The organism is Mycobacterium sp. NGS64 (assembly GCF_059812245.1).
In genome coordinates this window covers 223038-248647 of record NZ_JCALCI010000003.1, presented here as the reverse complement: position 1 = coordinate 248647, position 25610 = coordinate 223038, and the positions used below count along the sequence as shown (strand labels likewise).

The following is a 25610-nucleotide window of genomic DNA, read 5'->3' as shown; positions in this document are numbered from 1 at the left end:
CTTCGATTTCAGCGCTTAGAGTACGCAAGGAGCGGCGAAATGCACTGTAACTACGCCGTTATCGATGCAGAGCCGATGGCGCAGGTTTACCGCTGCGTGACCGACCCCAGCTCGGCCGCCCGATGGGCCGCGGCGACGATGCCCTGGTAACCCGTGCAGCGGCAGAAGTTCCCCGACAGTCCCTCGCGTATCTCCTCGTCGGTGGGGTTGGGGTTGTCGCGCAGCAACGCGGTCAGCGTGGTGACGAAACCCGGCGTGCAGAAGCCACATTGCAGCCCGTGGCACTCGCGCAGCGCGGCCTGCACCGGCGACAGGGTGCCGTCGGGCGACGCGATGCCCTCGACCGTCGTCACCTCAGTGCCGTCCGCCTGGATCGCGAACATCAAGCAGGACCGCACGGCGTCGCCGTCCACCAGCACCGTGCAGGCGCCGCACGCGCCGTGTTCGCAGCCGAGATGGGTTCCGGTCAGCCCGCACCGCTCCCGCAGGAAGTCGGCCAGCGTCATGCGCGGTTCGACGCTGGCCGCGATCGGAGTCTCGTTGACCGACAACTGAACCGGCTGTTCATGCATGGCTTGTCTCCCCGAGTGCTTCCGCTGTGGCCTCATTCAAGGCCTGCGTCCAGGCGCGCGCGACCATGGTGGCCCCCACCTGGGTGCGGTAGGCCGCCGACCCCTGCAGGTCGGTCGGAACATCGTCGAGGCCGGTCATCGCGGCCCGGCCGATCTCCTCGGGGACCAGCTCGCCGACCGGCTTGCCGATCACCGCGGCCTCGGCCGCCGTGGCGCGCCCGACCGTGGGGCCCAGGCCCAGCAGCCCGATCCCGCAGCGGGACACCCGGTCGCCGTCGTCGAGCTGGACGGCGACCAGCGCGCCGGCGATCGCGAAATCGCCATGGCGGCGGGCGAATTCCTGCACGGAGAACCCGGACCTGCCGTCCCACACCGGGAACCGGACCCCGGTCAGCACCTCGTCGGGCTCCATGGTGGTCTCCCACAGGCCGGCGAAGAAGTCCGCGGCGGCGATCTCGCGCCGCCCGCGCGGGGAGAGGACCTCCATCACCGCGTCCAGCGCCAGCGCGGCCGCCGGGTATTCGCCCGCGGCGTCGGCGTGCGCGATCGACCCGCCGAGGGTGCCGCGGTTGCGGATCTGGAAGTGCCCGACGAACGGGGTCGCCCGCGTTAGCAGCGGAACCGCTTGGCGCACTTGGGTATCCGCGCCGACGGTGGACTCGGTGGTTCCGGCCCCGATCCACAGTTCCGAGCCCCGGCGCTCGATGTCCCGCAGCTCGGCCAGCCGGGAAATGTCGATGAGGTGGTCGAAGTAGGCCAGCCGCATCGCCAGCATCGGGACCAGGCTCTGGCCGCCGGCGATGATCTTGGCGTCGTCGCCGAGTTCGGCGAGCAGCGCGACGGCGTCCTCGACGGTGTCGGGGCGGTGGTAGTCGAACGAGGCGGGCTTCACCGGTTCGCCTCGCTCAGCAGCGACGCGATCGACGCGGGGCTGGCGGGCAGCCGGGTGACCGCGACGCCCAGGGGTGCGAGCGCGTCGTTGATTGCGTTGATCACCGCGGGCACCGAGCCGATCGCCCCGCCCTCGCCGGCGCCCTTGTAACCGCCGGGCCCCGGGCCGGGGATCTCCACGTGGCCGAACTCGATGGGCGGGACCTCGGTGGCCGTGGGCAGCAGGTAGTCGACGAACGTGGTCGCCAGCGGGTTGCCGTCGTCGTCGTAGGCGAGGTCCTCCATCAGCGCGCCGCCGATGCCCTGCACCGTCCCGCCGGCGATCTGGCCCTCCACGATGTTCGGGTTGATCATCGGCCCGACGTCCTCGCTGACGATGTAGCGCAGCAGCGTGACCTTGCCCGTGGCCACGTCCACCTCGCAGGTGCAGGCGTGCGTCGCGTTCGACCACAGGATGGGGGCCTTCGCGACGTAGCGGGCGGTGGCCTCCAGCTCGGGCGACATGCCCGGCGGCAGCGCCTGCGGCGAGTAGTACGACAGGTAGGCAAGCTCGCCGAACGTCACCTGCCTCGACGGGTCGCCGCGCACCACTGCGGTCGAATTCGCCAGCTCCACTTCGGATTCGGGCACCTTCAACTGGTGCGCCGCGAGCGCCACGATCTTCTCGCGCAGGATGGCGCCCGCCTCCTCGACGGCCCCGGCGGTCATCGGCCCGCTGCGGCTGCCCTGCGTCCCGGCCCCATACGGCGTGACCGCGGTGTCGCCCTGGATGGTGGCGACGTCGTCGATGTCGGCGCCCAGCGCGTCGGCGGTCAGCTGAATGACAGTGGTCTCCAAGCTGTTTCCGCTGGAGCCGCCGTTCACGTAGACGTTGATTTTGCCCGTCGGCTCCATCCGGATGGTGCAACCCTCGGTGGCCAGGTGGCCCGTCGCCGCCCCGGTCGGCTCGATGTAGGCCGAGAACCCCAGCCCCAGGTAGCGGCCCTGGGCCAGCGCCTCGCGCTGTTCCTTGCGAAACCCTTCGTGGTCAAGGAGTTTCACGGCCTGCTCGAACGTCTCGCTGGGGGCCACGTGGTCGTACGGCATGCCGTTGGGGTTGAAGTAGGGCATCTCGTCGCGGCGCAGCAGGTTGCGCCGGCGCAGCTCGACCGGGTCCATGCCCATCTTGCGGGCGGCGATGTCCAGCAGGATTTCGCGCGCCAGCGTCTCGTACTGCCACGGGCCGCGGTAGGCGGCCAGCCCGCTGGTGTTCGTGAACACCGTCTTGTAGTTGAAGCTGGCCTTGGGCACGCGGTAGGGCCCGGGGAAGAACATGCCGATGGCGGCCGTGGTCAGCACCGGGTAGGGCGTCGGGTAGGCGCCGACGTCCTGGACGAAGTCGATGTCGGCGGCCTGGATGTTGCCGTCTTCGTCGAACGCCATCCGGCCCGTGCCGTCGACGTGCCGGGCCTGGCCCGCCGACATCAGGTTTTCGCGACGGTCCTCGATCCACTTCAGCGCCGCCGGCACCTTGCGGGCGGCCAGCATGACGCACATGTCCTCGCGCATCGGGACCACCTTCTGGCCGAAACCGCCGCCGGTGTCGCGCATGATGACCCGAACCCGTTGCGCCGCAATCCCTAACAGGCGCGCGCAGAACGCGCGCAGCTCGTGCGGGGTCTGCGTGGATGCCCACAGGGTGAGCTCCTCCGACGCGGCCTCCCACTCGACCACCAGCCCGCGGGTCTCGATCGGCACGGGCGCGTAAATCTGTTGGTAGATGTGCTCTTTCACCACGCATGCCGCGGAGGCGAACACCTCTTCGTCCGGCGGCGCGCCGCCCATCCCGCCCGCGACGTTGTTCGCGTAGGCGTCGTGCACCAGCACGTCCGAGGACTGCGCGAGGGTGAGGTCGGTGATCGCGGGCAGCGGCTCGTAGTCGACGTCGACCAGCTCCAGCGCGTCCTCGGCGATGTAGCGGCTCTCGGCGACGATCAGCGCGACGGGGTCGCCCACGAACTTCGCCTCACCCTCGGCCAGCGGCGGGCGGGGCGTGTCCGGCACGTCCTTGCCGGCCACGGCGTGCCAGGCCTCCTTGACGTCGGGGTTGAGGTCGGCGGCAGTGAAGACCGCGCGCACGCCGGGCAGTGCCAGCGCCGCCGACGCGTCGATGCCGTTGATCCTGGCGCGGGCGAACGGGCTGCGCACGAAGCAGGCGTGCAGCATGCCGGGCCGCGAGATGTCGTCGACGAACCCGCCACGGCCGGTCAGCAGCCGAAGATCCTCCACCCGCTGCACGCGGGTGCCCGCGTATCGCGGGGTCGTGGCCGTGCCCCCGTGCGCGTCTTGAGTCATTGCGCTCCATCCGGTTGTCGCCTTACGAGAACCTCGATGCCATCATAGGAGAGTGGCGTTATCACAGTCGAGGCCCGTCGGTGTCCTGCTCGCCGCGGGCGAGGGACGCCGCTACGGGCGGCCGAAGGTGCTGGTGGAGGGCTGGCTGGACGCCGCGGTCGGGGCGCTGCGCGATGGTGGCTGCGACGACGTCGTGCTGGTCCTGGGCGCCGCGTTGCCGACGTGGGGTGCCGCGGCCCCGCCGGGCGTTACCCCCGTCTTGGCGCCGGACTGGCGCGACGGGCTGAGCGCCTCGGTGCGCGTCGGCCTGGCCGAGGCCGGCCGCATGGGCGCGGAGTACGCGGTGCTGCACGTCATCGACACTCCCGACGTCGGTCCCGCCGTGGTGGCGCGGGTCCTCGACCGGGCATGGGCGTCGGACAGTGGCCTGGCCCGTGCGTACTTCGGCGAGCGGCCGGGCCATCCGGTGGTCATCGCGCGCCGGCACTGGCCCGACGTACTCAAGCGGCTAAAGGGGGATCGGGGCGCGGGGGAGTACCTGCGCGACCGGTCCGACGTCGAGGCCGTCGACTGCGGCGACCTCGCCGGCGGTCAGGACATCGACGAACCCTGAGCGGGGGTGGCCGGGGTGACGGTGTCCTGCGCGGCGGTCACCCGATGGCGGACCAGGAACCAACCGCCGATGAGTGCGGGGACGCCGACGACGGTCGCGCCGATCAGGTAAGGGCCCTGCACCTTGTCGAAGAACATCAGGACCACCACGCCGAGCAGGAACGCGAGCGTGAGGTAGCCGCTGTACGGCGACAGCGGCATCCGGAACTTCGGGCGTTCCACCCTCCCTGCCTTTGCCAGCCGGTAGAACTGCAGCTGGCTCGCCACGATCGTCCCCCAGGCGAACACGATGCCGATGGCCGCGATGTGCAGCACGATCTCGAACGCCTGGCTGGGTTTGACGGCGTTGAGCACGATGCCCAACAGACCCACGGCGCTGGTGAGCAGGATGCCGCGGTACGGCACGCCCCGCTTCGACATCGGCGCGGTGAACTTGGGGCCGCTGCCGTTGATCGCCATCGACCGCAGGATGCGGCCGGTGGAATACAGTCCCGCGTTCAAACTCGACAGCGCGGCGGTCAACACCACCACGTTCATCACGCTGCCGGCGCCGTGGACCCCGGCCTTGGAGAAGAACGTCACGAACGGGCTGACGTTGGCCTTGTAGGCGGTGTAGGGCAGCAGCAGGCCCAGCAGCACGGTCGAGCCGATGTAGAAGACCGCGATGCGGAACACCACCGAGTTGATCGCGCGCGGCATGACCTTCTCCGGGTTGGCCGTTTCCCCGGCCGCGATGCCGACGAGTTCGATTGCGGCGTAGGCGAACACCACGCCCGAGGTGACGAGCACCAGGGGCAGCAGACCGGTGGGCACCAGCCCGCCATGGGTGTCCCACAGGCCGGTGCCGGTGTCGTGGCCGTCGATCTTGAAGCGCCCCACCAGGAAGATGGTGCCGACGACGAGGAACGTGACCAGCGCCAGCACCTTGATCAACGACGCCCAGAACTCCAGCTCGCCGAAGGCCTTGACCGAGATCAGGTTCATCGAGAGCACCACCAGCAGCGCGAACAGCGCGATCGCCCACTGCGGGATGGCGTGGAAAATCCCCCAGTAGTGGCAGTAGTGCGCGATCGCGGTGGTGTCCACGATGCCCGTCATCGACCAGTTGAGGACGTACATCCAGCCGGCGACGTAAGCCAGCTTTTCCCCGAAGAATTCGCGGGAGTACGACACGAACGATCCCGACGACGGGCGGTGCAGCACCAGCTCGCCGAGCGCGCGCAGGATCAGGAAGACGAAGATGCCGCAGACCCCGTAGACCAGGAAGAGCCCGGGCCCCGCCGAGGCCAGCCGTCCGCCGGCGCCGAGGAAAAGCCCGGTGCCGATGGCGCCACCGAGGGCGATCATCTGAATCTGGCGGTTTTTGAGGCTCTTGTGATAGCCCTCGTCCTCGCGGGCGAGCCGCTCGGCGGCACTGTCTGGTGGCATCGAGCTCCTGCCGTGGTGGCTCCGGGGAACGCTCAGGCTAACCCATGAGCGCGCCGCGTGCCCACCAACAATCGGCGAAGTTTTTACAGTCCCAGCAAACGCTCGGCGTTGCGGTGGCTGATCAGCGCCCGGTCGTCGTCACTCAGCGGCAGGCCGTCAAAAAAGTTCCGGGCTGCGCGCATCGAGCCGAACGGGTAGTCGGCCGAAAAGCACACCCGCCCGATGCCGACCTGCGCGACCAGGTTGGCGTAGGTGGCCTCGTCATTGAAGTTGGCGAAGGTGTAATTCAGGTTTCGCCTCAGGTAGGTGCTGACGGGATGCTGCAGGCCGGTGAGGTCGGGCTTCAGCGTCGCGTCGAACCGCGGCAGCATGAACGGGATCGCCTCGCCCATGTGCCCGATGATGACCTGCAGCTCGGGGTACCGGTCGAACACGCCGCCGAGGATCAGGCGCAGCACGTGGGTGCCCGTGTTGATGTGCCAGCCCCATCCGACGGTGGCCAGGGTGAACGTGACCTGGTCGGAGAATCCCGCGTAGCTGGACTTGATGACGCCGGCCGGCGGGATGGTCGGGTGCAGGTAGATCGGCACCCGCAGCGCGGCCGCCCGCGACAGAACGGGGTCGAAGAACGGATCGTCGAGGTAGCGACCCTGGCTGTGCCCGTTGATCACCGCGCCGACGAAGCGGTGGTCGCACACCGCGCGTTCGAGTTCGCCGGCGGCCTCCGCGGGCGCGCTGATCGGCAGGGCGGCGAAGCCTGCCAGCCGCCCCGGGTATCGCGCGACCGCCTTCGCGAGCTCGTCGTTGCATTCGCGGGCCAACCGAACGGCTTCCGGCCCGTCCAACTGTTCGACGCCCGGCGCGGCCAGCGACAGCACCGCCACGTCGACGCCGGCGTCGTCCATCGCCGCGATCCGGCCGTCACCCAGATCGCTGATCGGTTCGACGATGCCGGTGCGCGACGCCAGCCAGCGGCCCGGGCCGTTCAGGAATTCCGTTGTGGCGTAATGCTCTTCGAGTGCAATCGTTCTCATCAGCCGGCCAGCACCCGGGCGGCGGCGCTCCAGTACGTCAGCTCGTCGCGATCGGAGGCCAGCCGGATCGTCTTGGTGTAGCCGTACTCCGCCAGCGTCTCCTGGGCGTGTTCGCGGCCGAACCCGCTGTGGCCGACGCCGCCGAATCCGGTGCCGATGGAAATCCGCTGATAGTTGTTGACGAAGACGGCCCCGGCCCGGATCCGCCGGCTCACCCGCAGCGCCCGATCGCTGTCCTGGGTGAACACCGCCGCGACCAGTCCGAACGGCGTGGCGTTGGCGATGCGCACCGCCTCGTCCTCGTCGGTGAACGGCATGAGGGTGACGACGGGGCCGAAGATCTCGTCGCGAGCCACCCGCATGGCGGGGGTCACGCCGGTCAGGACCGTCGGCGCGACGTAGAAGCCGTCGGCCAAGCGGGGATCGTCGGGCAGCGGTGCCTGGGCGGCGATGTGGGCGCCTTCGGCCACGCCGATCCGCAGGTAATCGAGGACCTGATTCTGTTGCTTGCGGGTGACCAACGGCCCGACGTCGGTCGCCGGGTCGGCGCCGTCGCCCACCCGCAGCCGGCCCACCGCGGCGCACAACTTCGCCTCGAACTCCGCATAGACGTTGTCCTGCACCAGGATTCGCGACGCCGCGGTGCAGGCCTCGCCCTGGTTGAAGAAGCCGCCGTCGACCGCGGCCAGCAGCGCGTCGTGCAGGTTGGCGTCGTCGAACACGACCAGTGGGTTCTTTCCGCCGAGCTCCATCAGCGTCGGGGTGAGATTGCCGGCCGCGGTGCGCAGCACCGCCGCGCCCGTCCGCGGCGATCCGGTGAAGGACACCTTGCCGACCAGCCGATGCCCGGCCAGCGCGGCGCCCACCTCGCCCCTGCCGGGCACGGCCTGCACCACACCGTCCGGCAGCACGGACTGGATCAGCTCGACCATCCGCAACACCACCGAGGGCGTCTGCTCCGGCGGTTTGAGCACCACGGCGTTGCCGACCGCCAGCGCCGGCGCGACCTTCCCCGCGGTGTGGATCGGCGGCCAGTTGAACGGGACGATGCACGCGATCACGCCGTAGGGCTCCAGCGTGGTGACGTCCATGACGGGGCCGTAATCGCGGGCCTGGCTCGGCAGCGCCTCCACCATGGCGCCGAAGTACTCGAAGATGGCGATCGCGGCTTCCACGTCGAAGTTGCGCGCCTGCATGATCGGCTTGCCCATCTCCAGCGTCTCGAGCGCGGCGATCTCGTCGGCGTGGGCGCGGATCACCTCGGCGACCTGGCGCAGGTATCGGCCGCGCTCGCGCGCGGGGCGTTGCTTCCAGCGCAGGTGCGCGGCGTGCGCCCGGCGGACGGCCTGGTCCACCTCGTCCGGCCCGGCGCCCTGGACGACCGTGACCGTCTGGCCCGTCGCCGGGTTCTGCACGACGAACTGGTCGTCGGTGGACGCCGAGGACCACCGGGTCCGGGTTCTGGTCAGGGTGGGGCCCTGCAAACTCATAACGCGCACCGTCCAAATTGAGGGGGGTTGGGATCGACGCGACCCAATTGCGAACCGTAAATCGGCCGTACCGTCAGACGCCAACGAAAATTCCTGATGGGAGCCATCACCGACGGTGATAATGGGCTCCGTGGAGCTTCGCCAGTTGGAGTATTTCCTCGCTGTCGCGGACAACCTCAGCTTCACCCGGGCCGCCAAGAGATTGCACGTCGTCCAATCCGGGGTGTCCGCCACCATCAAGGCCCTCGAGCGTGAACTCGGCGCGGAGCTGTTCGTCCGGGGGCCGGCGGGCGTGACGCTCACGCCGGCGGGACGCGAGCTGGCGCCGCACGCCCGCGCCACCATCGACGCGGCCCGCGCGGCCAAGGATGCCGTCGCCGCCGCCGGCGGCTCCGTGGGGGGGACCGTCAGGCTGGGAACGCTGATGTCGATCAACAACATCGACATGCCGAGGCTGCTGGCCGAGCTGCGTGCCCGGCATCCCGGCGTGCTGGTCCAGATTCGCTTCGCCCGGGCCGGTTCGGCGGGCCTGGCGCAGCAGCTGCGCGACGACAGCCTCGACGTCGCCCTGCTTGTTTTCCCCGACGGGCCACCCACCGACCTGCACACCCGGCTGGTCGCGGCCTATCCGCTCTTACTGGTCGTTCCGGCGGATCACCCACTCGCCGGCCGCGAGTCGGTGTCGCTGGCCGAGCTGGCCGGGATGTCGTTCATCGACGGCCCGCCGGGCTACGGCAACCGGGCGGTGGCCGACCGGGCCTTCGCGACGGCCGGGGTGCAGCGCACGATCGCCCTCGAGGTCGCCGACATCGCCACCACCGCGACCCACGTCCGAAACGGCTTGGGCATCGGGTTCTTGAGCCGGTTCATCCTCGACGAGATCGGCGACGACGGCCTGGCGACGCTGCGGATCTCCGACTACGACCTGTGCTGGCGCCTGTACGTCGCAATATCGGCGCTGCGCCCACCCAGCGCCGCCACCCGCGCGGTGTTCTCGCTGATCGAGGAGATGATCCCGGAGCCCGGCGCGTCGAGTGTGAGCTGACGGCTTTCAGTGTGAGCTGAGGGCGGGATTCCGCGGCTGTCGTAGCCCTGGCGCACCACGCAAAGCCCTCAATACACACTCAATGGGCGCCCCGGGAACGAGCGACCTGTCGAATGAGCGGCGGCGGCATTGAGTGTGAGCTGACGGCTTTCAGTGTGTCGTGACGGCGGGAATCCGGGCGATTTTCCACCCTGGCGCACCACGCAAAGCCCCCAATTCACACGCAATGGGCACCCCGGGAACAAGACGCGCGCGCCCGCCGTTAGCATGGTCAACAAGTTGAGCGAAGCAGACTCAAGGCTGGGTTGACACCACGACGCCCGCGAGGGCAGGCTTGAGCGGGGTTCACTCAGCATAGTGGCACCAGAAAAGCTCTACGTAATCAGGAGGAATCACTATGGCTCGTGCGGTCGGTATCGACCTCGGGACCACCAACTCAGTCGTCGCGGTCCTCGAGGGCGGCGACCCCGTCGTCGTCGCGAACTCCGAGGGTTCCCGGACCACACCGTCGATCGTCGCGTTCGCCCGCAACGGCGAAGTGCTGGTCGGCCAGCCCGCCAAGAACCAGGCGGTGACCAACGTCGACCGCACCATCAGGTCGGTCAAGCGGCACATGGGCACCGACTGGTCCGTCGAGATCGACGGCAAGAAGTACACGGCGCAGGAGATCAGCGCCCGCGTGCTGATGAAGCTGAAGCGCGACGCGGAGGCCTACCTCGGTGAGGACATCACCGACGCGGTCATCACCGTGCCCGCCTACTTCAACGACGCCCAGCGTCAGGCGACCAAGGAGGCCGGCCAGATCGCCGGCCTGAACGTGCTGCGCATCGTCAACGAGCCGACCGCCGCGGCGCTGGCCTACGGGCTGGACAAGGGCGAGAAGGAGCAGACCATCCTGGTCTTCGACCTCGGTGGCGGCACCTTCGACGTCTCGCTGCTCGAGATTGGTGAGGGCGTGGTCGAGGTTCGCGCCACCAGCGGTGACAACCACCTCGGTGGCGACGACTGGGACGACCGCGTCGTCGAATGGCTCGTCGACAAGTTCAAGGGCACCAGCGGCATCGACCTGACCAAGGACAAGATGGCGATGCAGCGGCTGCGTGAGGCGGCCGAGAAGGCCAAGATCGAGCTCTCGAGCTCGCAGAGCACCTCGATCAACCTGCCCTACATCACCGTCGACGCGGACAAGAACCCGCTGTTCCTCGACGAGCAGCTGACTCGCGCCGAGTTCCAGCGCATCACCCAGGATCTGCTGGACCGCACCCGTCAGCCGTTCAAGTCGGTGATCTCCGACGCCGGCATCTCGGTGTCCGACATCGACCACGTCGTGCTGGTTGGCGGTTCCACCCGCATGCCTGCGGTGACCGAGCTGGTCAAGGAGCTCACCGGTGGCAAGGAGCCCAACAAGGGCGTCAACCCCGACGAGGTGGTTGCCGTGGGCGCCGCGCTGCAGGCCGGTGTGCTCAAGGGTGAGGTGAAAGACGTTCTGCTGCTTGACGTTACGCCGCTGAGCCTCGGTATCGAGACCAAGGGTGGCGTGATGACCAAGCTCATCGAGCGCAACACCACGATCCCGACGAAGCGCTCGGAGACCTTCACCACGGCCGACGACAACCAGCCGTCCGTGCAGATCCAGGTCTATCAGGGTGAGCGCGAAATCGCCTCGCACAACAAGCTGCTCGGCTCCTTCGAGCTGACCGGCATCCCGCCGGCCCCGCGCGGCGTCCCGCAGATCGAGGTCACCTTCGACATCGACGCCAATGGCATCGTGCACGTCACGGCCAAGGACAAGGGCACCGGCAAGGAGAACACGATCAAGATCCAGGAGGGCTCCGGCCTGTCCAAGGAGGAGATCGACCGGATGATCAAGGACGCCGAGGCGCACGCCGAGGAGGACCGTCAGCGCCGCGAGGAGGCCGACATCCGCAACCAGGCCGAGACGCTGGTCTACCAGACGGAGAAGTTCGTCAAAGAACAGCGTGAAGCCGAGGGTGGTTCCAAGGTCCCCGAGGACACGCTGAACAAGGTGGATGCCGCGGTGGCCGAGGCCAAGTCGGCGCTGGGCGGCACCGACATCTCCGCGATCAAGTCGGCGATGGAGAAGCTGGGCCAGGAGTCCCAGGCGCTCGGCCAGGCCATCTACGAGGCCACCCAGGCGGAGGCCGGCCAGGCCGGCGCGCCCGGCGGCGAGCCCGGCGGTGCGTCCGGCTCGGCCGATGACGTCGTGGACGCGGAGGTGGTCGACGACGACCGGGAGGCCAAGTGACCGACGCTAACCCCCAGGAACAGGTGACGGTCACCGACAAGCGGCGGATCGATCCCGAGACCGGCCAAGTACGGCACGGCGCTTCCGGCCCGGCCCCCAGCGGGTCGGCGCCGGGGGCGTTCGCCGGCGAAAGCCCGGAGGAGGCCGGCAAGGCGGCCGAACTGCTCGGCGATCTGCAACGGGTACAGGCCGACTTCGCCAACTACCGCAAGCGGGCGCTGCGCGATCAGCAGGCCGCCGCGGACCGGGCCAAAGCCGCCGTCGTCAGCCAATTGCTGCCCGTGCTGGACGATCTCGACCGGGCCCGCAAGCACGGCGACCTGGAAACCGGCCCGCTGAAGTCGGTCGCCGACAAGCTGGACAGCGCGCTGACCGGCCTCGGCCTCACCGCGTTCGGCGAGGAGGGCGAGGACTTCGACCCGGTGCTGCACGAGGCCGTGCAGCACGAGGGCGACGGCGCCGACGGCTCCAAGCCGGTGATCGGCACGGTCATGCGCCAGGGCTACAAGCTGGGCGACCAGGTGCTCCGCCACGCCCTCGTCGGCGTGGTCGACACCGTCGTGAGCGAAGAAACGGTCCCGGCCGAAACGCAACCGTCCGACACGGCCGATAACGCCGACGGCTCCGGTGACTAAGCACGACAATCACATAGGACAAATAGATAGAGAAAGGTGAGGGGGTGACGCGGCATGGCCCAGCGTGAATGGGTCGAAAAGGACTTCTACAAGGAGCTGGGCGTCTCCTCTGACGCCAGCCCGGAAGAGATCAAGCGCGCCTACCGCAAGCTGGCGCGCGACCTGCACCCGGATGCGAACCCCGACAACCCGGCCGCCGGCGAACGATTCAAGGCGGTGTCGGAGGCGCACAACGTGTTGTCGGATCCGGCCAAGCGCAAGGAGTACGACGAGACCCGCCGCCTGTTCGCGGGCGGCGGTTTCGGCGGCCGCAGGTTCGACGGTGGCAGCGGCTTCAGCTTCAACGTCGGCGGCGACGGCGCGGAGTTCAACCTCAGCGACCTGTTCGACGCCGCCGGCCGAAGCGGCGGCGCCAACATCGGCGACCTGTTCGGCGGCCTGTTCGGACGCGGCGCCAGTCCCCGGCCCAGCAGGCCGCGGCGCGGCAACGACCTGGAGACCGAGACCGAGCTCGATTTCGTCGAGGCCGCCAAGGGCGTCGCGATGCCGCTGCGGCTGACCAGCCCGGCGCCGTGCACCAATTGCCATGGCAGCGGCGCGCGCCCGGGCACCAGCCCGAAGGTGTGCCCCAGCTGCAACGGCTCGGGCGTGATCAACCGCAACCAGGGCGCGTTCGGCTTCTCCGAGCCCTGCACCGATTGCCGGGGCAGCGGCTCGATCATCGAGCACCCGTGCGACGAGTGCAAAGGCACCGGCGTGACGACCCGCACGCGCACCATCAACGTGCGGATCCCGCCCGGTGTCGAGGACGGACAACGGATCCGGCTGCCCGGGCAGGGCGAGGCCGGGCTGCGCGGCGCGCCGTCGGGCGACCTGTACGTGACCGTGCATGTGCGGCCGGACAAGGTGTTCGGCCGTGACGGTGATGACCTCACCGTGACCGTGCCGGTCAGCTTCAGCGAGTTGGCTTTGGGCTCAACGCTTTCGGTGCCCACGCTGGACGGCAAGGTCGGCGTGCGGGTGCCCAAGGGCACCGCCGACGGCCGGATCCTGCGGGTGCGCGGGCGCGGTGTGCCCAAGCGCGGCGGCGGCAACGGCGACCTGCTGGTCACCGTGAAGGTGTCCGTGCCGCCGAACTTGGAGGGCGCAGCCGAGGAGGCGCTGGAGGCCTACGCGGCCGCCGAGCGATCCAGCGGGTTCAACCCGCGCGCGGGATGGGCAGGTAACCGCTGATGGCCAGGGGCTCGCGCAATTCCAAGGAGGAGGCCCGGACCTTCCTGATCTCGGTGGCCGCCGAACTGGCCGGCATGCATGCCCAGACCCTGCGCACCTATGACCGCCTCGGGCTGGTCAGCCCGAGGCGCACTTCCGGTGGGGGACGCCGTTATTCGGAGCACGACGTGGACCTGCTGCGCGAGGTGCAGCGGCTGTCGCAGGACGAGGGCGTCAACCTGGCCGGCATCAAGCGCATCATCGAGCTGACCAACCAGGTGGAGGCGCTGCAGTCACGCGTGAAGGAGCTGACCGAGGAGCTGGCGCAGGTGCGCGCCGGCCAGCGCCGCGACATCGCGGTGGTGCCGAAGAGCACCGCGCTGGTGGTGTGGCAGCCGCGAAAGCCGCGCTAGCGTTCACATGGCTGGTCGCGGCATGGAAGTGATCACCGTTCACCCGATCGTCGAGACCCTGCTGCATCGATACCAACGCGAGCTCGGTGCGCAGCTGCGCACCTACCGCAATCACGTCTACCGCGGAATGAACTATTACCAACAGCTGCTCGGCGGCCCGGTCCCCGACTTCGCCGTTCTGGCCTGGGCCGCACACGATCTCGGCATCTGGACCGCGGGCACGTTCGACTACCTCGGGCCCTCGGCCGAGCTGGCCGCCGCGCACGCCGAAGAATTCGGCATCGACAACGTCGACGAGGTGCGCACGCTGATCGTCGAACACCACCGGCTGCGGCCGTCGCACGATCGCATGGCCGAGGCGTTTCGGATAGCCGACCGTATCGACGTGAGCCGCGGTCTGCTACGTAACGGGCTCGGGCGCTCCGAGATTCGATCCGTCGTCGCCGAGCTGCCGTATTGCGGATTCCACGCGTTCCTCGCGAAGGGTTTGAGCCGCTACGCCGCCGGGCACCCGCGTCGGCCCTTCCCCATGATGCGGTGGTGAAAGCTCACAGCCGAATCGAGAACTGCGTAACGGCCGGGGCGCCCGGGCGCGCGCGCGAGTAACCGCCACGGCGCAGCGCGTCCGTCGGCGCGGTCATCGGCTCGAAGCACACCACCTCTTCGGCGAGCGGAGCGAAGATCTGCGCCGCCGGATATCCCCGTTCGAAGTGCACCTCCAGCCGGCGGCCGCCACCGGACACCGCGAACACCGCGCCTTCGCCGACCTGGTCGTAGGCGTCGTCAAAAGCCTTGTCGCCCAGGGGTTCTTCGCGGGCCGGCTCGGGTTCGGACTCGCCGGTGGGCAGCCCCCGCTCGTCGAGCCCCAAGTGCCGCAGCGGCGGCGTCTCGATGACCCACTCGCGGCGCGCAACGTCCGGCAGGCGCAGGTAGGGATGGAAGCCGAAGCACAGCGGAACCGCCGTGTCGCCGCTCGCGGTGACGGTGGTGCGTACCGTGAGCGCCCGGTCGGCCAGCCGCACCGCCACCGAGAGCACGTGCGGGTACGGGAAGCTGGCCAGCAACCGCGGGTCGGCGCCGAAATCGACCTCGGCGGCCAGCTCGGTGTCCGACTCCGCCGTCACCCGCCAGCCCGGGTAGGCCGCCAGCGTGCCGTGGATGGGCAACCCGTTGGGATCGGCGCGCACCCCGTTTTCCCCGGGCGTCAGCGCCACCGTCACGTCCTCGGCCGTGTAGGTGTTGGCACCCAAGCGATTTGCCCACGGATACAGGATCGGGATGCCCATCGTCTTACCCGCCTCGACGTAGGCCTGCAGGCCGCGCCGTTGGCCGAGCAGTTCGGTGCCCGCGTCGGTCAGCGACGTGCCGATCATGCCCGCCTCCGGCACGAACTGCGCCGCCACCGGCGATGACGGGTCGGTCAGGGTGACGATGCGCATGGCTTACCTCGGTTCACCTGGACAGTGGGTCGTGCTGAATGCGTTCGGGCGGCGCGCCTTTGGCGATCAGGGCGGCCTTGGTCGCACGAACCATATCCGGTCCGCCGCAGATCAGGATCTGCCGGTCGCCCCAGCCGCCGTATTTGGTCACCACGTCGGGCAGGCGGCCGGTCTGGTGCACGTGCAGCCCGCGCGGCGGCGTGACGTCGGGATAGTCGGCCGCCCACGACGGGTCGCGGCTGTACTCCGAGACCGGCGAGACGGACAGCCACGGATTGTGCTGGGCCACCTGCCACAGCGTGGGCAGGTCGTAGAGCTCGCAGCGGTAGCGGGCGCCGAAGAAGAGGTGCACCCGCGGGTTCACCGCGTAGCGGGACAGGTCCATGATCAGCGCGCGCAGCGGCGCCAGCCCGGTGCTGCCGGCCACCATCAGCACGTCTTCGCCGTCCCGGTCGACCCGCAGGCCGCCGTGCGGACTGGACAGCCGCCACCGGTCGCCGGGCCGCGTTTCGTTGACCACCGCGGTGCTGACCAGGCCGCCGGGGACCTGTCGGACGTGGAACTCGATGCCGCCACCGGGGTCGGCCGGGATCGCGGGACTCAGGTAGCGCCACCGGCGCGGGCATTGGGGGACGTGGACGTCGACGTACTGGCCGGGGTAGTAGTCCAACGGGCGGTCGAGTTGCAGCCGCACGACGGCCAGGTCGCGCGAGACCCGAATGTGCTCGATGACCGTGCCGTCCATCCAGGCGGGTGCGTCGTCGGCGTCGGCGGCACCGCTCATCACCCCGGTGATCAGGTTGAGCGACTGATCGGCGGTCGCCGCGACGGAGTCGGTCCACGCGTCGCCGAGGTGGTCGCGAAGCGTCGCGTGCAGCGCGCGACGCAGCGTGCCGTAATGCGCCGGCAGCACGCCGAATTTGCGGTGATCCCGGCCGAGCTGGGCGAGGAAGGCCACCGGCTCGGTCGCGCGCTGCTCCACCAGCTCCCCGTACACCCAGTGCATGGCGTGGGCGAACGCGGCCCGCTGGACGTCCATCTCGGGCGGGAAAAGGTCGCGCACCGAGACGTCGAGGGCGAACCAGTGGGTATAGAACCTGCGGACGAGCTCATCCTCGAAGGCGTCGCGCAGCACCCGCAACGCGTCGCGGTCCTCCAGGCTCACGGGCCCCGATTCTAGGCGTCAAGGAAATTTTGTAGACTTGAGCGGAACACACTCAACCTTGACGGCGTTGAACATCACGACAAGCATTTTCATGCAGCCCTTTCTGACCTCAAACGGAGATAGTCGTGGACTCTTTTAACCCGACCACCAAGACGCAGGCGGCCCTGACCTCGGCCCTGCAAGCGGCCTCGGCCGCCGGCAACCCGGAGATCCGGCCCGCCCACCTGCTGTTGGCGCTGCTGACCCAGAACGACGGCATCGCCGCGCCCCTGCTGGAGGCCGTCGGCGTCGAGCCGGCCACCATCCGCGCCGAGGCGCAGCGGATCCTGGACCAGCTGCCCCAGGCCAGCGGCGCCAGCTCGCAGCCGCAGCTGTCGCGCGAATCGCTGGCCGCCATCACCACCGCCCAGCACCTCGCCACCGAGATGGACGACGAGTTCGTCTCGACCGAGCACCTGATGGTGGGGCTGGCCACCGGCGACTCCGACGTCGCCAAGCTGCTGACCGGCCACGGCGCGTCCCCGCAGGCGTTGCGGGAGGCGTTCGTCAAGGTCCGCGGCAGCGCGCGGGTCACCAGCGCCGACCCCGAGGCCACCTACCAGGCGCTGGAGAAGTACTCGACCGACCTGACCGCGCGGGCCCGCGAGGGCAAGCTCGACCCGGTCATCGGGCGCGACAACGAGATTCGCCGCGTCGTGCAGGTTTTGAGCCGTCGCACCAAGAACAACCCGGTGCTCATCGGCGAGCCCGGCGTCGGCAAGACCGCGATCGTCGAGGGCCTGGCCCAGCGCATCGTCGCCGGCGACGTGCCGGAGAGCCTGCGCGACAAGACCGTCATCGCCCTGGACCTCGGGTCGATGGTGGCCGGCGCCAAGTACCGCGGCGAGTTCGAGGAGCGGCTGAAGGCCGTGCTCGACGACATCAAGAACTCCGCCGGGCAGATCATCACGTTCATCGACGAGCTGCACACCATCGTGGGCGCCGGCGCGACCGGCGAGGGCGCGATGGACGCCGGCAACATGATCAAGCCGATGCTGGCCCGTGGCGAGCTGCGCCTGGTCGGCGCCACCACGCTCGACGAGTACCGCAAGTACATCGAGAAGGACGCCGCGCTGGAGCGCCGCTTCCAGCAGGTGTTCGTCGGCGAGCCGTCGGTGGAGGACACCGTCGGCATCCTGCGCGGCCTGAAGGACCGCTACGAGGTGCACCACGGGGTGCGCATCACCGACTCCGCGCTGGTGGCCGCGGCCACGTTGAGCGACCGCTACATCACCGCGCGGTTCCTGCCGGACAAGGCCATCGACCTCGTCGACGAGGCCGCCAGCCGGCTGAAGATGGAGATCGACTCGCGGCCCGTCGAGATCGACGAGGTCGAGCGCCTGGTGCGCCGCCTCGAGATCGAGGAGATGGCGCTGGAGAAAGAGGAAGACGAGGCGTCCAAGGAGCGGCTGGAGAAGCTGCGCGCCGAGCTGGCCGACCAGAAGGAGAAGCTGGCCGAGCTGACCACCCGGTGGCAGAACGAGAAGAACGCGATCGACGCCGTCCGCGAGCTGAAAGAACAGCTGGAGGCGTTGCGCGGGGAGTCCGAGCGCGCCGAGCGCGACGGCGACCTGGCCAAGGCCGCCGAGCTGCGCTACGGGCGCATCCCCGAGGTGGAGAAGAAGCTCGACGCCGCGCTGCCGCAGGCCGAGGCTCGCGAGAACGTGATGCTCAAGGAGGAGGTCGGCCCCGACGACATCGCCGACGTGGTGTCGGCGTGGACCGGCATTCCCGCCGGGCGGATGCTCGAGGGCGAGACCGCCAAGCTGCTGCGGATGGAAGACGAGCTGGGCAAGCGGGTCGTCGGGCAGCGCAAGGCCGTGCAGGCCGTGTCCGACGCGGTGCGGCGCAGCCGCGCCGGGGTCGCCGACCCCAACCGGCCCACCGGTTCGTTCATGTTCCTGGGCCCCACCGGCGTCGGCAAGACCGAGCTGGCCAAGGCGCTGGCCGACTTCCTGTTCGACGACGACCGGGCCATGGTCCGCATCGACATGAGCGAGTATGGCGAGAAGCATTCCGTCGCGCGGCTGGTCGGCGCGCCGCCCGGCTACATCGGTTACGACCAGGGCGGTCAGCTGACCGAGGCGGTGCGGCGGCGCCCCTACACCGTGGTGCTGTTCGACGAGATCGAAAAGGCGCACCCGGATGTGTTCGACGTGCTGCTGCAGGTCCTCGACGAGGGCCGGCTCACCGACGGGCAGGGCCGCACGGTCGACTTCCGCAACACCATCCTCATCCTGACGTCCAACCTCGGGTCGGGCGGCAGCGAGGAGCAGGTGATGGCCGCGGTGCGCTCGGCGTTCAAGCCGGAGTTCATCAACCGCCTCGACGACGTGCTGATCTTCGACGGGCTCAACCCCGAAGAGCTGGTGCAGATCGTCGACATCCAGCTCCAGCAGCTGGGCAAGCGGTTGGCGCAACGGCGGCTGCAGTTGGAGGTGTCGCTACCGGCCAAGCGCTGGCTGGCGCAGCGCGGGTTCGACCCGGTCTACGGGGCCCGGCCGTTGCGCCGGCTCGTCCAGCAGGCGATCGGCGACCAGCTGGCCAAGATGCTGCTGGCGGGCGATGTGCACGACGGCGACGTGGTGCCCGTCAACGTCAGCCCGGACGGCGACTCGCTGGTCCTGGGCTGAGCTTCGGGCTGGGCCGGGCCGGGCGTTTCGCCCGCCCGGCCCTTCGCGCGCTCGGCCCGGCGTTGAGTGTGAATCCTGGGCTTTGAGTGTTGGTGTAGGGCGGAGGAATCGCCCGAATCCCGCCGCCAGCGCACACCCAAAGCCGTCAGCTCACACTCAACGCCGACCCGCTTGGCGCGGCTTCGCATCGCTCGCGGGGCGCACAATAAGTGACTGGGTTGTGACCTGGCCGAATTCTGTACTCCTGGCCAACAGCAGATACCCTGTGTGGGATGGTCCCCCTTTGGTTCACGCTGTCCGCGCTGTGCTTTGTCGGCGCGGGCGTGCTGGTGTACGTCGACATCGATCGGCAACGGGGACGTAGCAGGCGCCGCAAATCGTGGGCGCGGTCGCACGGCTTCGACTACGAGCGCGAATCGACCGACATCCTCAAGCGCTGGAAGCGCGGGGTGATCTCCACGGTGGGCGACGTCCCCGCCCACAACGTCGTGCTCGGCCAGATCCGCGGTGAGGCCGTCTACATCTTCGACGTCGAGGAAGTCGCCACGGTGATCGCGCTGCACCGCAAGGTCGGCACCAACGTCGTCGTCGACCTGCGCCTCAAGGGCCTGAAAGAGCCTCGGGAGAGCGACATTTGGCTGCTGGGCGCGATCGGGCCGCGGATGGTGTACTCGACGAATCTGGACGCGGCCCGCCGGGCCTGCGACCGGCGCATGGTCACCTTCGCGCACACCGCCCCCGACTCCGCCGAGATCATGTGGAACGAGCAGAACTGGACGTTGGTCGCCATGCCGATCTCCAGCACGCGCGCGCAATGGGACGAGGGGCTGCGCACCGTGCGCCAGTTCAACGACCTGCTGCGCGTGTTGCCGCCGGTGCCGCAGGAGACTCCGCAGGAGGCCGGGGCGCCCGCGTTGCCGCGCAACGCCGCACCGAGCCGTCCCCTGGCGCCCGCCGGTCGCCTGGAGTTGCCGTCCAGGCGGCCGCAGCAGGACGTGTCCGGGTTGCTGGGCTCGGACGTTCAGGCGGGCCGACGCGCCACCGAGCCACTGCGCCGGGACCAGGGCCGCCAGCCGCCGACCGGGCGCAACGGCCACGGGGCCAGTAACTACCAGCGCTGAGGCCGGCCGGGCCCGCGTCATTACACTGTCGCTCATGCCTCGCCCCGTAGCCCTGATCACCGGGCCGACGTCCGGTATCGGCGGGGGCTACGCACGGCGCTACGCGCGCGACGGCTACGACCTGGTCCTGGTCGCCCGCGACGTCGACCGGCTGACCAAACTGGCGGCCGAGCTCGAGGGCCAGGGCGGCAACATCGAGATCCTGCCCGCGGATTTGGCCGATGCGGCCGGCCGCGACAAGGTGGCCGAGCGGCTTGCCGCGGGGGTGCGGGTCCTGGTCAACAACGCCGGATTCGGCACGTCCGGCGAATTCTGGACGACGGATCCCGCGCTGCTGCAGGCGCAGCTCGACGTCAACGTGACCGCCGTGCTGCAGCTCACCCGCGCCGCGGTGCCCGCCATGGTCGCCGCGGGTGCCGGGACCGTCATCAACGTCGCCAGCGTCGCCGGAATGGTGAACGGCCGGTCGTCGACCTATTCGGCGTCCAAGGCCTGGGTGATCTCGTTCAGCGAGGGCCTGGCCGGCGCACTGGACGGAACGGGAGTCGGCGTGCACGCCGTGTGCCCGGGCTTCGTACACACCGAATTTCACGCCCGGGCCGGGATGGACATGGCCAAGCTGCCGCCGTTCCTGTGGCTCGAGGTCGACGACGTGGTCGCCGCAAGCCTGGCCGACGTCGCCGCCGGCAAGGTGGTCAGCGTGCCGGGCCTGCAGTACAAGGCGATCGTCACCGCCGGGCGGCTGCTGCCCCGCGGCCTGGTGCGCAGCGCCGCGAAACGAGTGGGCGGTCGTGACCGCAGCTGACGCCCGCGAGGAGCTTTCCGATTTGGTTCGCCGGCTGTCGGTGGTGCACGGGCGGGTGACGCTGTCGTCGGGCAAGGAGGCCGACTACTACGTCGACCTGCGCCGGGCCACCCTGCACCATCGCGCCTCCGCGCTGATCGGAACGCTGATGCGCGAGCTCACCGCCGACTGGGACTACGCGGTCGTCGGTGGGCTGACGCTGGGCGCCGACCCCGTCGCGACCGCCATCATGCACGCGCCCGGGCGGCCCATCGACGCGTTCGTCGTGCGCAAGTCGGCGAAAACCCATGGGCTGCAACGCCTTATCGAGGGATCCGAGGTCTCTGGCCGGCGGGTTCTGGTGGTCGAGGACACCAGCACCACCGGCAACTCGGCGCTCACGGCGGTGCATGCCGTGCAGGACGCGGGCGGCCAGGTGATCGGGGTGGCCACCGTGGTGGACCGCGCCACCGGCGCCGCCGAGGCCATCGAAGCAGAAGGAATTCCCTACCGCAGCGTGCTGGGCCTGGCCGATCTGGGGCTGGGCTAGGCCGCGTTTCATGTATGCGCTGTCACGCTGGCCACAGCAGCCTCTCGTCCGGGCGACTCTCGTTGTGCCCGCCTTGCTGGGGGCACCTCCCGCTTGCGGGGGACGACAATGCACGGGTTGCCCAGCCGCCGCCGACTGTGAATGATGTCAACTAAATTCGAGCGCCTGGCCCGCCTCGCATGCGTCGTCGTCGCCACAGCGGCGTGTGCCCTGGGCTGTTCGGGCTCCAACGGCCCCGTGCGGCCGTTCGGCGCGCAGGGCGCCCGGCTCGGCGAATCGCTTGCGCTGCTGGGCTGGAACATGTCGGTGTCCAACCTGCGTTGGGACGGCGACTACGTGCTGGTCGACCTCGACGCGTCGCCCGCCGACCCGAAGGCCCCGCACGCCAAACCCGAGGAGCTTCGCTTCGGGCTGTACGGCGCCCTGGCCCACCCGATGGAGTCGGCCGCGCTGGGCAGCTGCGATGATGCGGCGACCACCGTGCACGACATCCAACACCCGCTGTCGGCGCCCCCCGGCCGGCTCACCGGCAGCATTTGCCTTGGGCCGCTTAAGGATCGGAGCCAGGTGCGCGGGGTGTACGCCTACTCGCCGCGCGACCGGATCCCCAACACCTCGGCGGCCTACCCGGCGGCGTTTCCGGTGGGGCTGCCGCCGACCAACGCCAACGACACCGGCCTGACCGTCAAGACCGTGAGCCTGTCGGCCTGGCGCGCCGACGGCGCCCCGGTGACCAAGGCCCAGCTCGGCGACCCCGCCGCGTTCGTCGGCAACGGCTACATGCTGCTGGGTCTGGAGGCCACCGCCCTCGCGGACCGGTACCGCGACGACTCCGCCAAGCGCGGCGGGCCGCTGATGCTGCTGGCGTCGCCCACCCTGCCCGGCCGGGGCCTGAACCCGGCGTGCGCGACGTACGGGTCGTCGGTGCTGATCCTGCCCGACGCGTCGCTGGACTCGGTGCGCGTCAACGCGTCGCTGTGCACCCAGGGCGAGATCAACGAGGCGCTGCTGTACGCGACGGTGGCGGTCGACGGCACCCACGCCGGGGTGTGGACGCAGCGATGAGCGATCCGGGGCCCACCGAATGGGGAACGACGGGCGGCGGCGTCGGGCCGTGGCCGGGCGAGCCGCCCGACGACCCGCGATACGACCCAAACCTGTTGCGCGACGGCGATACTCGCAACGTCGTCGACGCCTACCGGTACTGGACCCGCGAAGCGATCATCGCCGACATCGACCTGCGCCGTCACCCGCTGCACGTGGCGATCGAGAACTTCGGCTACGACGCCAACATCGGCTCGGTGGTGCGCACCGCCAATGCCTTCGCGGTCGACACCGTGCACATCGTCGGGCGGCGGCGCTGGAATCGCCGCGGCGCCATGGTGACCGACCGCTATCAGCGGCTGTGCCATCACGACAGCACCGCCGCGCTGCTCGAGTTCGCGGCGCGCGCGGGTCTTACGGTGGTGGCCGTCGACAACGTGCCGGGCGCGGCACGCTTGGAGGAGACGGCGCTGCCCCGGGCGTGCCTGATGGTGTTCGGCGAGGAAGGTCCCGGCATCACCGACGACATCCGGGGCGGCGCGTCGCTCACCGTGTCGATCGCCCAGTTCGGCTCGACGCGCAGCATCAACGCCGGCGTCGCCGCCGGGATCGCGATGCACGCGTGGGTTCGGCAGCACGCCGACCTGTCGCGCGCCTGGTAGCCGCCTTCAGTGTGAATCCCTGACTTTGAGTGTGAACCAGCGGCGAAGTTCGTCGGCGTGTCATCGCCGTGGGCGCGCACTCAACTCCACAGCGTCACATGCACTTTCGGGCGGAATCGCGTCACGCCGACGCCGCTGCCGCGGATCATCGCCTGGGTGCACCGCGGGGTGGTGATGAAGCGGACGAGCTCGGACACGGCCGGTTGCCGCACCGACGGCCCCAGCGTGGCCGCGCACCACTCGCCCGACCTTTCCAGGCCGGGGCCGCTCAGGCGGGTCAACCGCCCGGCCGCGAGGTCCTTGGCGACGGCGAAACCGATCGTCAGCGACACACCGCCGACCCGCTGCACCTCCTCCAGCGCGGCGGCGTCGCTCTGAAAAATCCGCTGGTTCGACTCCGGAATCGCCAAGTCCCGCAGAATCTTTGCGATCTCGCCGTCCACGCCTCCCGCGGCCGGGCCGAGCATCCAATGCTGTTGGCGTAGCAGCGCCGGCGTCGGAATGCCCGCCGCCAGTGGGCTGTTCGGCGGCACGACGGTGATGATCTGGTATTTCAGGAACGGTCGCACGAAGATCCCGTCGTCCGGACCAAGCGAACCCTCGCCGGAGGGACCGATCGCGATGTCGACGGCGCGCGAGCAGATCAAGTCGCGGAACCGGCTCGTCGGGTGCACGCTCAGCTCCACCGACAGGTCGTCGGCCCGCGACGAGAACAGCTCGATCAGCCCGGGGGCCGCGTGCTCGGCGAACGCGGTCGAAGCGGCGATCCGCAGCAGCCGGCGCCCGTGGGCGGCCTCGGTCACCTCGATCGCGGTTTGTTGCTGCAGCCCCAGGATTTCGACCGCGCGGCTGGCCAGCCGCAGCCCACCCGGCGTGAACGCCAGGCCCGCGCCAGTCCGGGTGAACAACGGGTCGTCGAGCTCCTTGCGCAGCGCCGCCACCAGCATCGACACCCCGGCGTCGGAGACGCCCAACTCGGCCGCGGCGGCGCGCACCGAACCCAACCGCACCACCGCCGAATAGGCCCGAAGTTGAGCCGGAGTCACGCCATGAGCTTACGTTTAAAGCGTGCGTGACGTCCTTGCCGAGCTGATGGCGATCTGGCGCGCCGGCGAAACCGCGGGATTGGGCACGGTGGTGCGCACCTTCCGGTCCGCGCCGCGCCCGCCGGGGGCCTCGATGATGGTGGCGCCGGACGGTTCGGTGACGGGGTCGGTGTCCGGCGGCTGCGTGGAGGGCGCGGTCTACGAACTCGCCAGCGAGGTCGCCAAGACCGGGACGCCGCGGCTGGAGCGCTACGGGGTCAGCGACGACGACGCGTTCGCGGTCGGGCTGACGTGCGGCGGCATCATCGACGTCTTCGTCGAGTCGATGTCGCGCTCGACGTTCCCCGACCTTGGCGCGGTGGCCGACGACATCGGCGAACACCGCCCGGTGGCGGTCGCGACCGTCATTGCGCACCCCGACGCGCGCTGGGTCGGGCGCCGCGTCGTCGTCCGGCCGGACGCGCTGGCCGGATCGCTGGGTTCGGCGCGCGCCGACGCCGCGGTGGCCGACGACGCCCGCGGCCTGCTGGCGGTGGGCCGCAGCGACGTCCTGAAGTACGGGCCCGACGGGCAACGCCTCGGCGAGGGTATGGAGGTGTTCGTCTCCTGCTTCGCGCCGCGTCCCCGGATGCTGGTGTTCGGGGCCATCGACTTCGCCGCGGCCCTGGCGCAGCAGGGATCGTTCCTCGGCTACCGGGTCACCGTCTGCGACGCCCGCGAGCTGTTCGCCACGCCGGTGCGCTTCCCCACCGCCGACCATGTCGTCGTCGATTGGCCCCACCGCTACCTCGCCGCCCAGGCGGAGGCGGGAGGCATCGACGCGAGCACGGTGGTCTGCGTGCTCACCCACGACCCGAAGTTCGACGTCCCGGTGCTCGAGGTGGCGCTGCGGCTGCCCCAAGTGGGCTACGTGGGGGCGATGGGGTCGCGGCGCACCCACGACGACCGGATGAACCGGCTGCGGGCCGCGGGGCTGACCGACGCCGAGCTGGGCCGGCTGTCCAGCCCGATCGGCCTCGACCTCGGCGCGCGCACGCCGGAGGAGACGGCGGTGTCGATCGCCGCCGACATCATCGCCAAGCGCTGGGGCGGGGGCGGCCGCCCGCTGAGCGAAACCGTCGGACGCATCCACCACGACGCGCCGGAGCCGCAGGTAGCGGGCGAGTTCAGCGATCACTTAACTCGCCATTGACGC

General features: G+C 69.8%; 23 protein-coding genes. 14 read left to right on the top strand and 9 right to left on the bottom strand.

From position 1 onward, the window contains the following. Positions 1-86: 86 nt before the first annotated feature. From AC5Y4S_RS15080 to AC5Y4S_RS15070, 3 genes are read right to left on the bottom strand one after another with little or no spacing between them, the layout of a single operon-like run. A complete protein-coding gene (locus tag AC5Y4S_RS15080; protein WP_500033532.1) occupies positions 87-572 on the bottom strand; it encodes a (2Fe-2S)-binding protein in 486 nt (161 codons plus the stop codon). Continuing rightward, positions 565-1464, bottom strand: a complete 900-nt coding sequence (locus tag AC5Y4S_RS15075) for an FAD binding domain-containing protein (RefSeq protein ID WP_500033531.1) — start codon at positions 1462-1464, stop codon at positions 565-567. The genes AC5Y4S_RS15080 and AC5Y4S_RS15075 overlap by 8 nt, the downstream gene beginning before the upstream one ends. Then, positions 1461-3797: a xanthine dehydrogenase family protein molybdopterin-binding subunit gene (locus tag AC5Y4S_RS15070; RefSeq protein ID WP_500033530.1), complete on the bottom strand. Its 2337-nt coding sequence runs from the start codon at positions 3795-3797 to the stop codon at positions 1461-1463. Before AC5Y4S_RS15070 ends, AC5Y4S_RS15075 begins: the two co-directional genes overlap by 4 nt. 52 nt (positions 3798-3849) lie before the next feature. On the opposite strand from AC5Y4S_RS15070, the gene AC5Y4S_RS15065 reads away from it, so the two are divergent. Next, complete coding sequence (locus tag AC5Y4S_RS15065; RefSeq protein ID WP_500033529.1) at positions 3850-4410, top strand: nucleotidyltransferase family protein; 561 nt, start codon at positions 3850-3852, stop codon at positions 4408-4410. On the opposite strand, the gene AC5Y4S_RS15060 is transcribed toward AC5Y4S_RS15065, so the two are convergent. The 3 genes from AC5Y4S_RS15060 to AC5Y4S_RS15050 all read right to left on the bottom strand — a co-directional run bounded on the left by AC5Y4S_RS15060 (position 4389) and on the right by AC5Y4S_RS15050 (position 8361). Next, positions 4389-5837 carry an amino acid permease gene (locus AC5Y4S_RS15060; RefSeq protein WP_500033528.1) on the bottom strand — a complete coding sequence of 483 codons (1449 nt, stop codon included), beginning with the start codon at positions 5835-5837 and terminating at the stop codon, positions 4389-4391. The genes AC5Y4S_RS15065 and AC5Y4S_RS15060 overlap by 22 nt on opposite strands. Positions 5838-5920: 83 nt before the next feature. Continuing rightward, positions 5921-6871, bottom strand: coding sequence for an amidohydrolase family protein (locus AC5Y4S_RS15055; protein WP_500033527.1), 951 nt, complete (start codon positions 6869-6871; stop codon positions 5921-5923). Beyond that, entirely contained in the window at positions 6871-8361 is a 1491-nt protein-coding gene (locus AC5Y4S_RS15050) for an aldehyde dehydrogenase family protein (protein ID WP_500033526.1), read from the bottom strand. Before AC5Y4S_RS15050 ends, AC5Y4S_RS15055 begins: the two co-directional genes overlap by 1 nt. 130 nt (positions 8362-8491) lie before the next feature. Between AC5Y4S_RS15050 and AC5Y4S_RS15045 the strand changes: the two genes are divergently transcribed. From AC5Y4S_RS15045 to AC5Y4S_RS15020, 6 genes are all read left to right on the top strand, one after another. Next, a complete protein-coding gene (locus AC5Y4S_RS15045) occupies positions 8492-9406 on the top strand; it encodes a LysR family transcriptional regulator (RefSeq protein WP_500033525.1) in 915 nt (304 codons plus the stop codon). Between the two features lie 397 nt (positions 9407-9803). Next, complete coding sequence (gene dnaK, locus AC5Y4S_RS15040; RefSeq protein ID WP_500033524.1) at positions 9804-11672, top strand: molecular chaperone DnaK; 1869 nt, start codon at positions 9804-9806, stop codon at positions 11670-11672. Further along, positions 11669-12307, top strand: a complete 639-nt coding sequence (gene grpE, locus AC5Y4S_RS15035) for a nucleotide exchange factor GrpE (protein WP_500033523.1) — start codon at positions 11669-11671, stop codon at positions 12305-12307. The genes dnaK and grpE overlap by 4 nt, the downstream gene beginning before the upstream one ends. A 54-nt stretch (positions 12308-12361) precedes the next feature. Beyond that, positions 12362-13540 (top strand): molecular chaperone DnaJ, encoded by a 1179-nt coding sequence (gene dnaJ / locus AC5Y4S_RS15030; RefSeq protein ID WP_500033522.1) that lies wholly within the window; start codon positions 12362-12364, stop codon positions 13538-13540. After that, entirely contained in the window at positions 13540-13932 is a 393-nt protein-coding gene (locus tag AC5Y4S_RS15025) for a heat shock protein transcriptional repressor HspR (RefSeq protein WP_500033521.1), read from the top strand. The genes dnaJ and AC5Y4S_RS15025 overlap by 1 nt, the downstream gene beginning before the upstream one ends. Positions 13933-13954: 22 nt before the next feature. Then, a complete protein-coding gene (locus tag AC5Y4S_RS15020) occupies positions 13955-14476 on the top strand; it encodes a hypothetical protein (protein WP_500034018.1) in 522 nt (173 codons plus the stop codon). 4 nt (positions 14477-14480) lie between these two features. On the opposite strand, the gene AC5Y4S_RS15015 is transcribed toward AC5Y4S_RS15020, so the two are convergent. Further along, on the bottom strand, positions 14481-15371 hold the full coding sequence (locus AC5Y4S_RS15015) for an aldose 1-epimerase (protein ID WP_500033520.1): 891 nt from the start codon (positions 15369-15371) through the stop codon (positions 14481-14483). 13 nt (positions 15372-15384) lie between these two features. Beyond that, complete coding sequence (locus AC5Y4S_RS15010; RefSeq protein WP_500033519.1) at positions 15385-16536, bottom strand: FAD-binding oxidoreductase; 1152 nt, start codon at positions 16534-16536, stop codon at positions 15385-15387. A 125-nt stretch (positions 16537-16661) separates the two neighbouring features. Between AC5Y4S_RS15010 and clpB the strand changes: the two genes are divergently transcribed. The 6 genes from clpB (at position 16662) to AC5Y4S_RS14980 (ending at position 23369) form a co-directional block, all read left to right on the top strand. Continuing rightward, complete coding sequence (clpB, locus tag AC5Y4S_RS15005) at positions 16662-19208, top strand: ATP-dependent chaperone ClpB (RefSeq protein WP_068177275.1); 2547 nt, start codon at positions 16662-16664, stop codon at positions 19206-19208. A 272-nt stretch (positions 19209-19480) separates the two neighbouring features. Next, positions 19481-20329 (top strand): trehalose monomycolate transport factor TtfA, encoded by an 849-nt coding sequence (ttfA, locus tag AC5Y4S_RS15000; protein WP_500033518.1) that lies wholly within the window; start codon positions 19481-19483, stop codon positions 20327-20329. A gap of 34 nt (positions 20330-20363) precedes the next feature. Further along, on the top strand, positions 20364-21134 hold the full coding sequence (locus AC5Y4S_RS14995) for an SDR family NAD(P)-dependent oxidoreductase (RefSeq protein ID WP_068177270.1): 771 nt from the start codon (positions 20364-20366) through the stop codon (positions 21132-21134). Next, positions 21121-21663: an orotate phosphoribosyltransferase gene (pyrE, locus tag AC5Y4S_RS14990; protein WP_068177268.1), complete on the top strand. Its 543-nt coding sequence runs from the start codon at positions 21121-21123 to the stop codon at positions 21661-21663. The genes AC5Y4S_RS14995 and pyrE overlap by 14 nt, the downstream gene beginning before the upstream one ends. A 144-nt stretch (positions 21664-21807) precedes the next feature. Next, positions 21808-22728 (top strand): hypothetical protein, encoded by a 921-nt coding sequence (locus AC5Y4S_RS14985; protein WP_500033517.1) that lies wholly within the window; start codon positions 21808-21810, stop codon positions 22726-22728. Continuing rightward, positions 22725-23369, top strand: a complete 645-nt coding sequence (locus tag AC5Y4S_RS14980) for a TrmH family RNA methyltransferase (RefSeq protein WP_500033516.1) — start codon at positions 22725-22727, stop codon at positions 23367-23369. The genes AC5Y4S_RS14985 and AC5Y4S_RS14980 overlap by 4 nt, the downstream gene beginning before the upstream one ends. 80 nt (positions 23370-23449) lie before the next feature. Here the strand turns inward: AC5Y4S_RS14980 and AC5Y4S_RS14975 are convergent, their stop codons facing one another. Beyond that, on the bottom strand, positions 23450-24415 hold the full coding sequence (locus tag AC5Y4S_RS14975) for a LysR family transcriptional regulator (protein WP_500033515.1): 966 nt from the start codon (positions 24413-24415) through the stop codon (positions 23450-23452). Between the two features lie 22 nt (positions 24416-24437). Here AC5Y4S_RS14975 and AC5Y4S_RS14970 point away from each other — a divergent pair, with 22 nt between their 5' ends. Next, positions 24438-25607 carry an XdhC family protein gene (locus AC5Y4S_RS14970; protein ID WP_500033514.1) on the top strand — a complete coding sequence of 390 codons (1170 nt, stop codon included), beginning with the start codon at positions 24438-24440 and terminating at the stop codon, positions 25605-25607. The last annotated feature ends 3 nt before the right edge of the window (positions 25608-25610 follow it).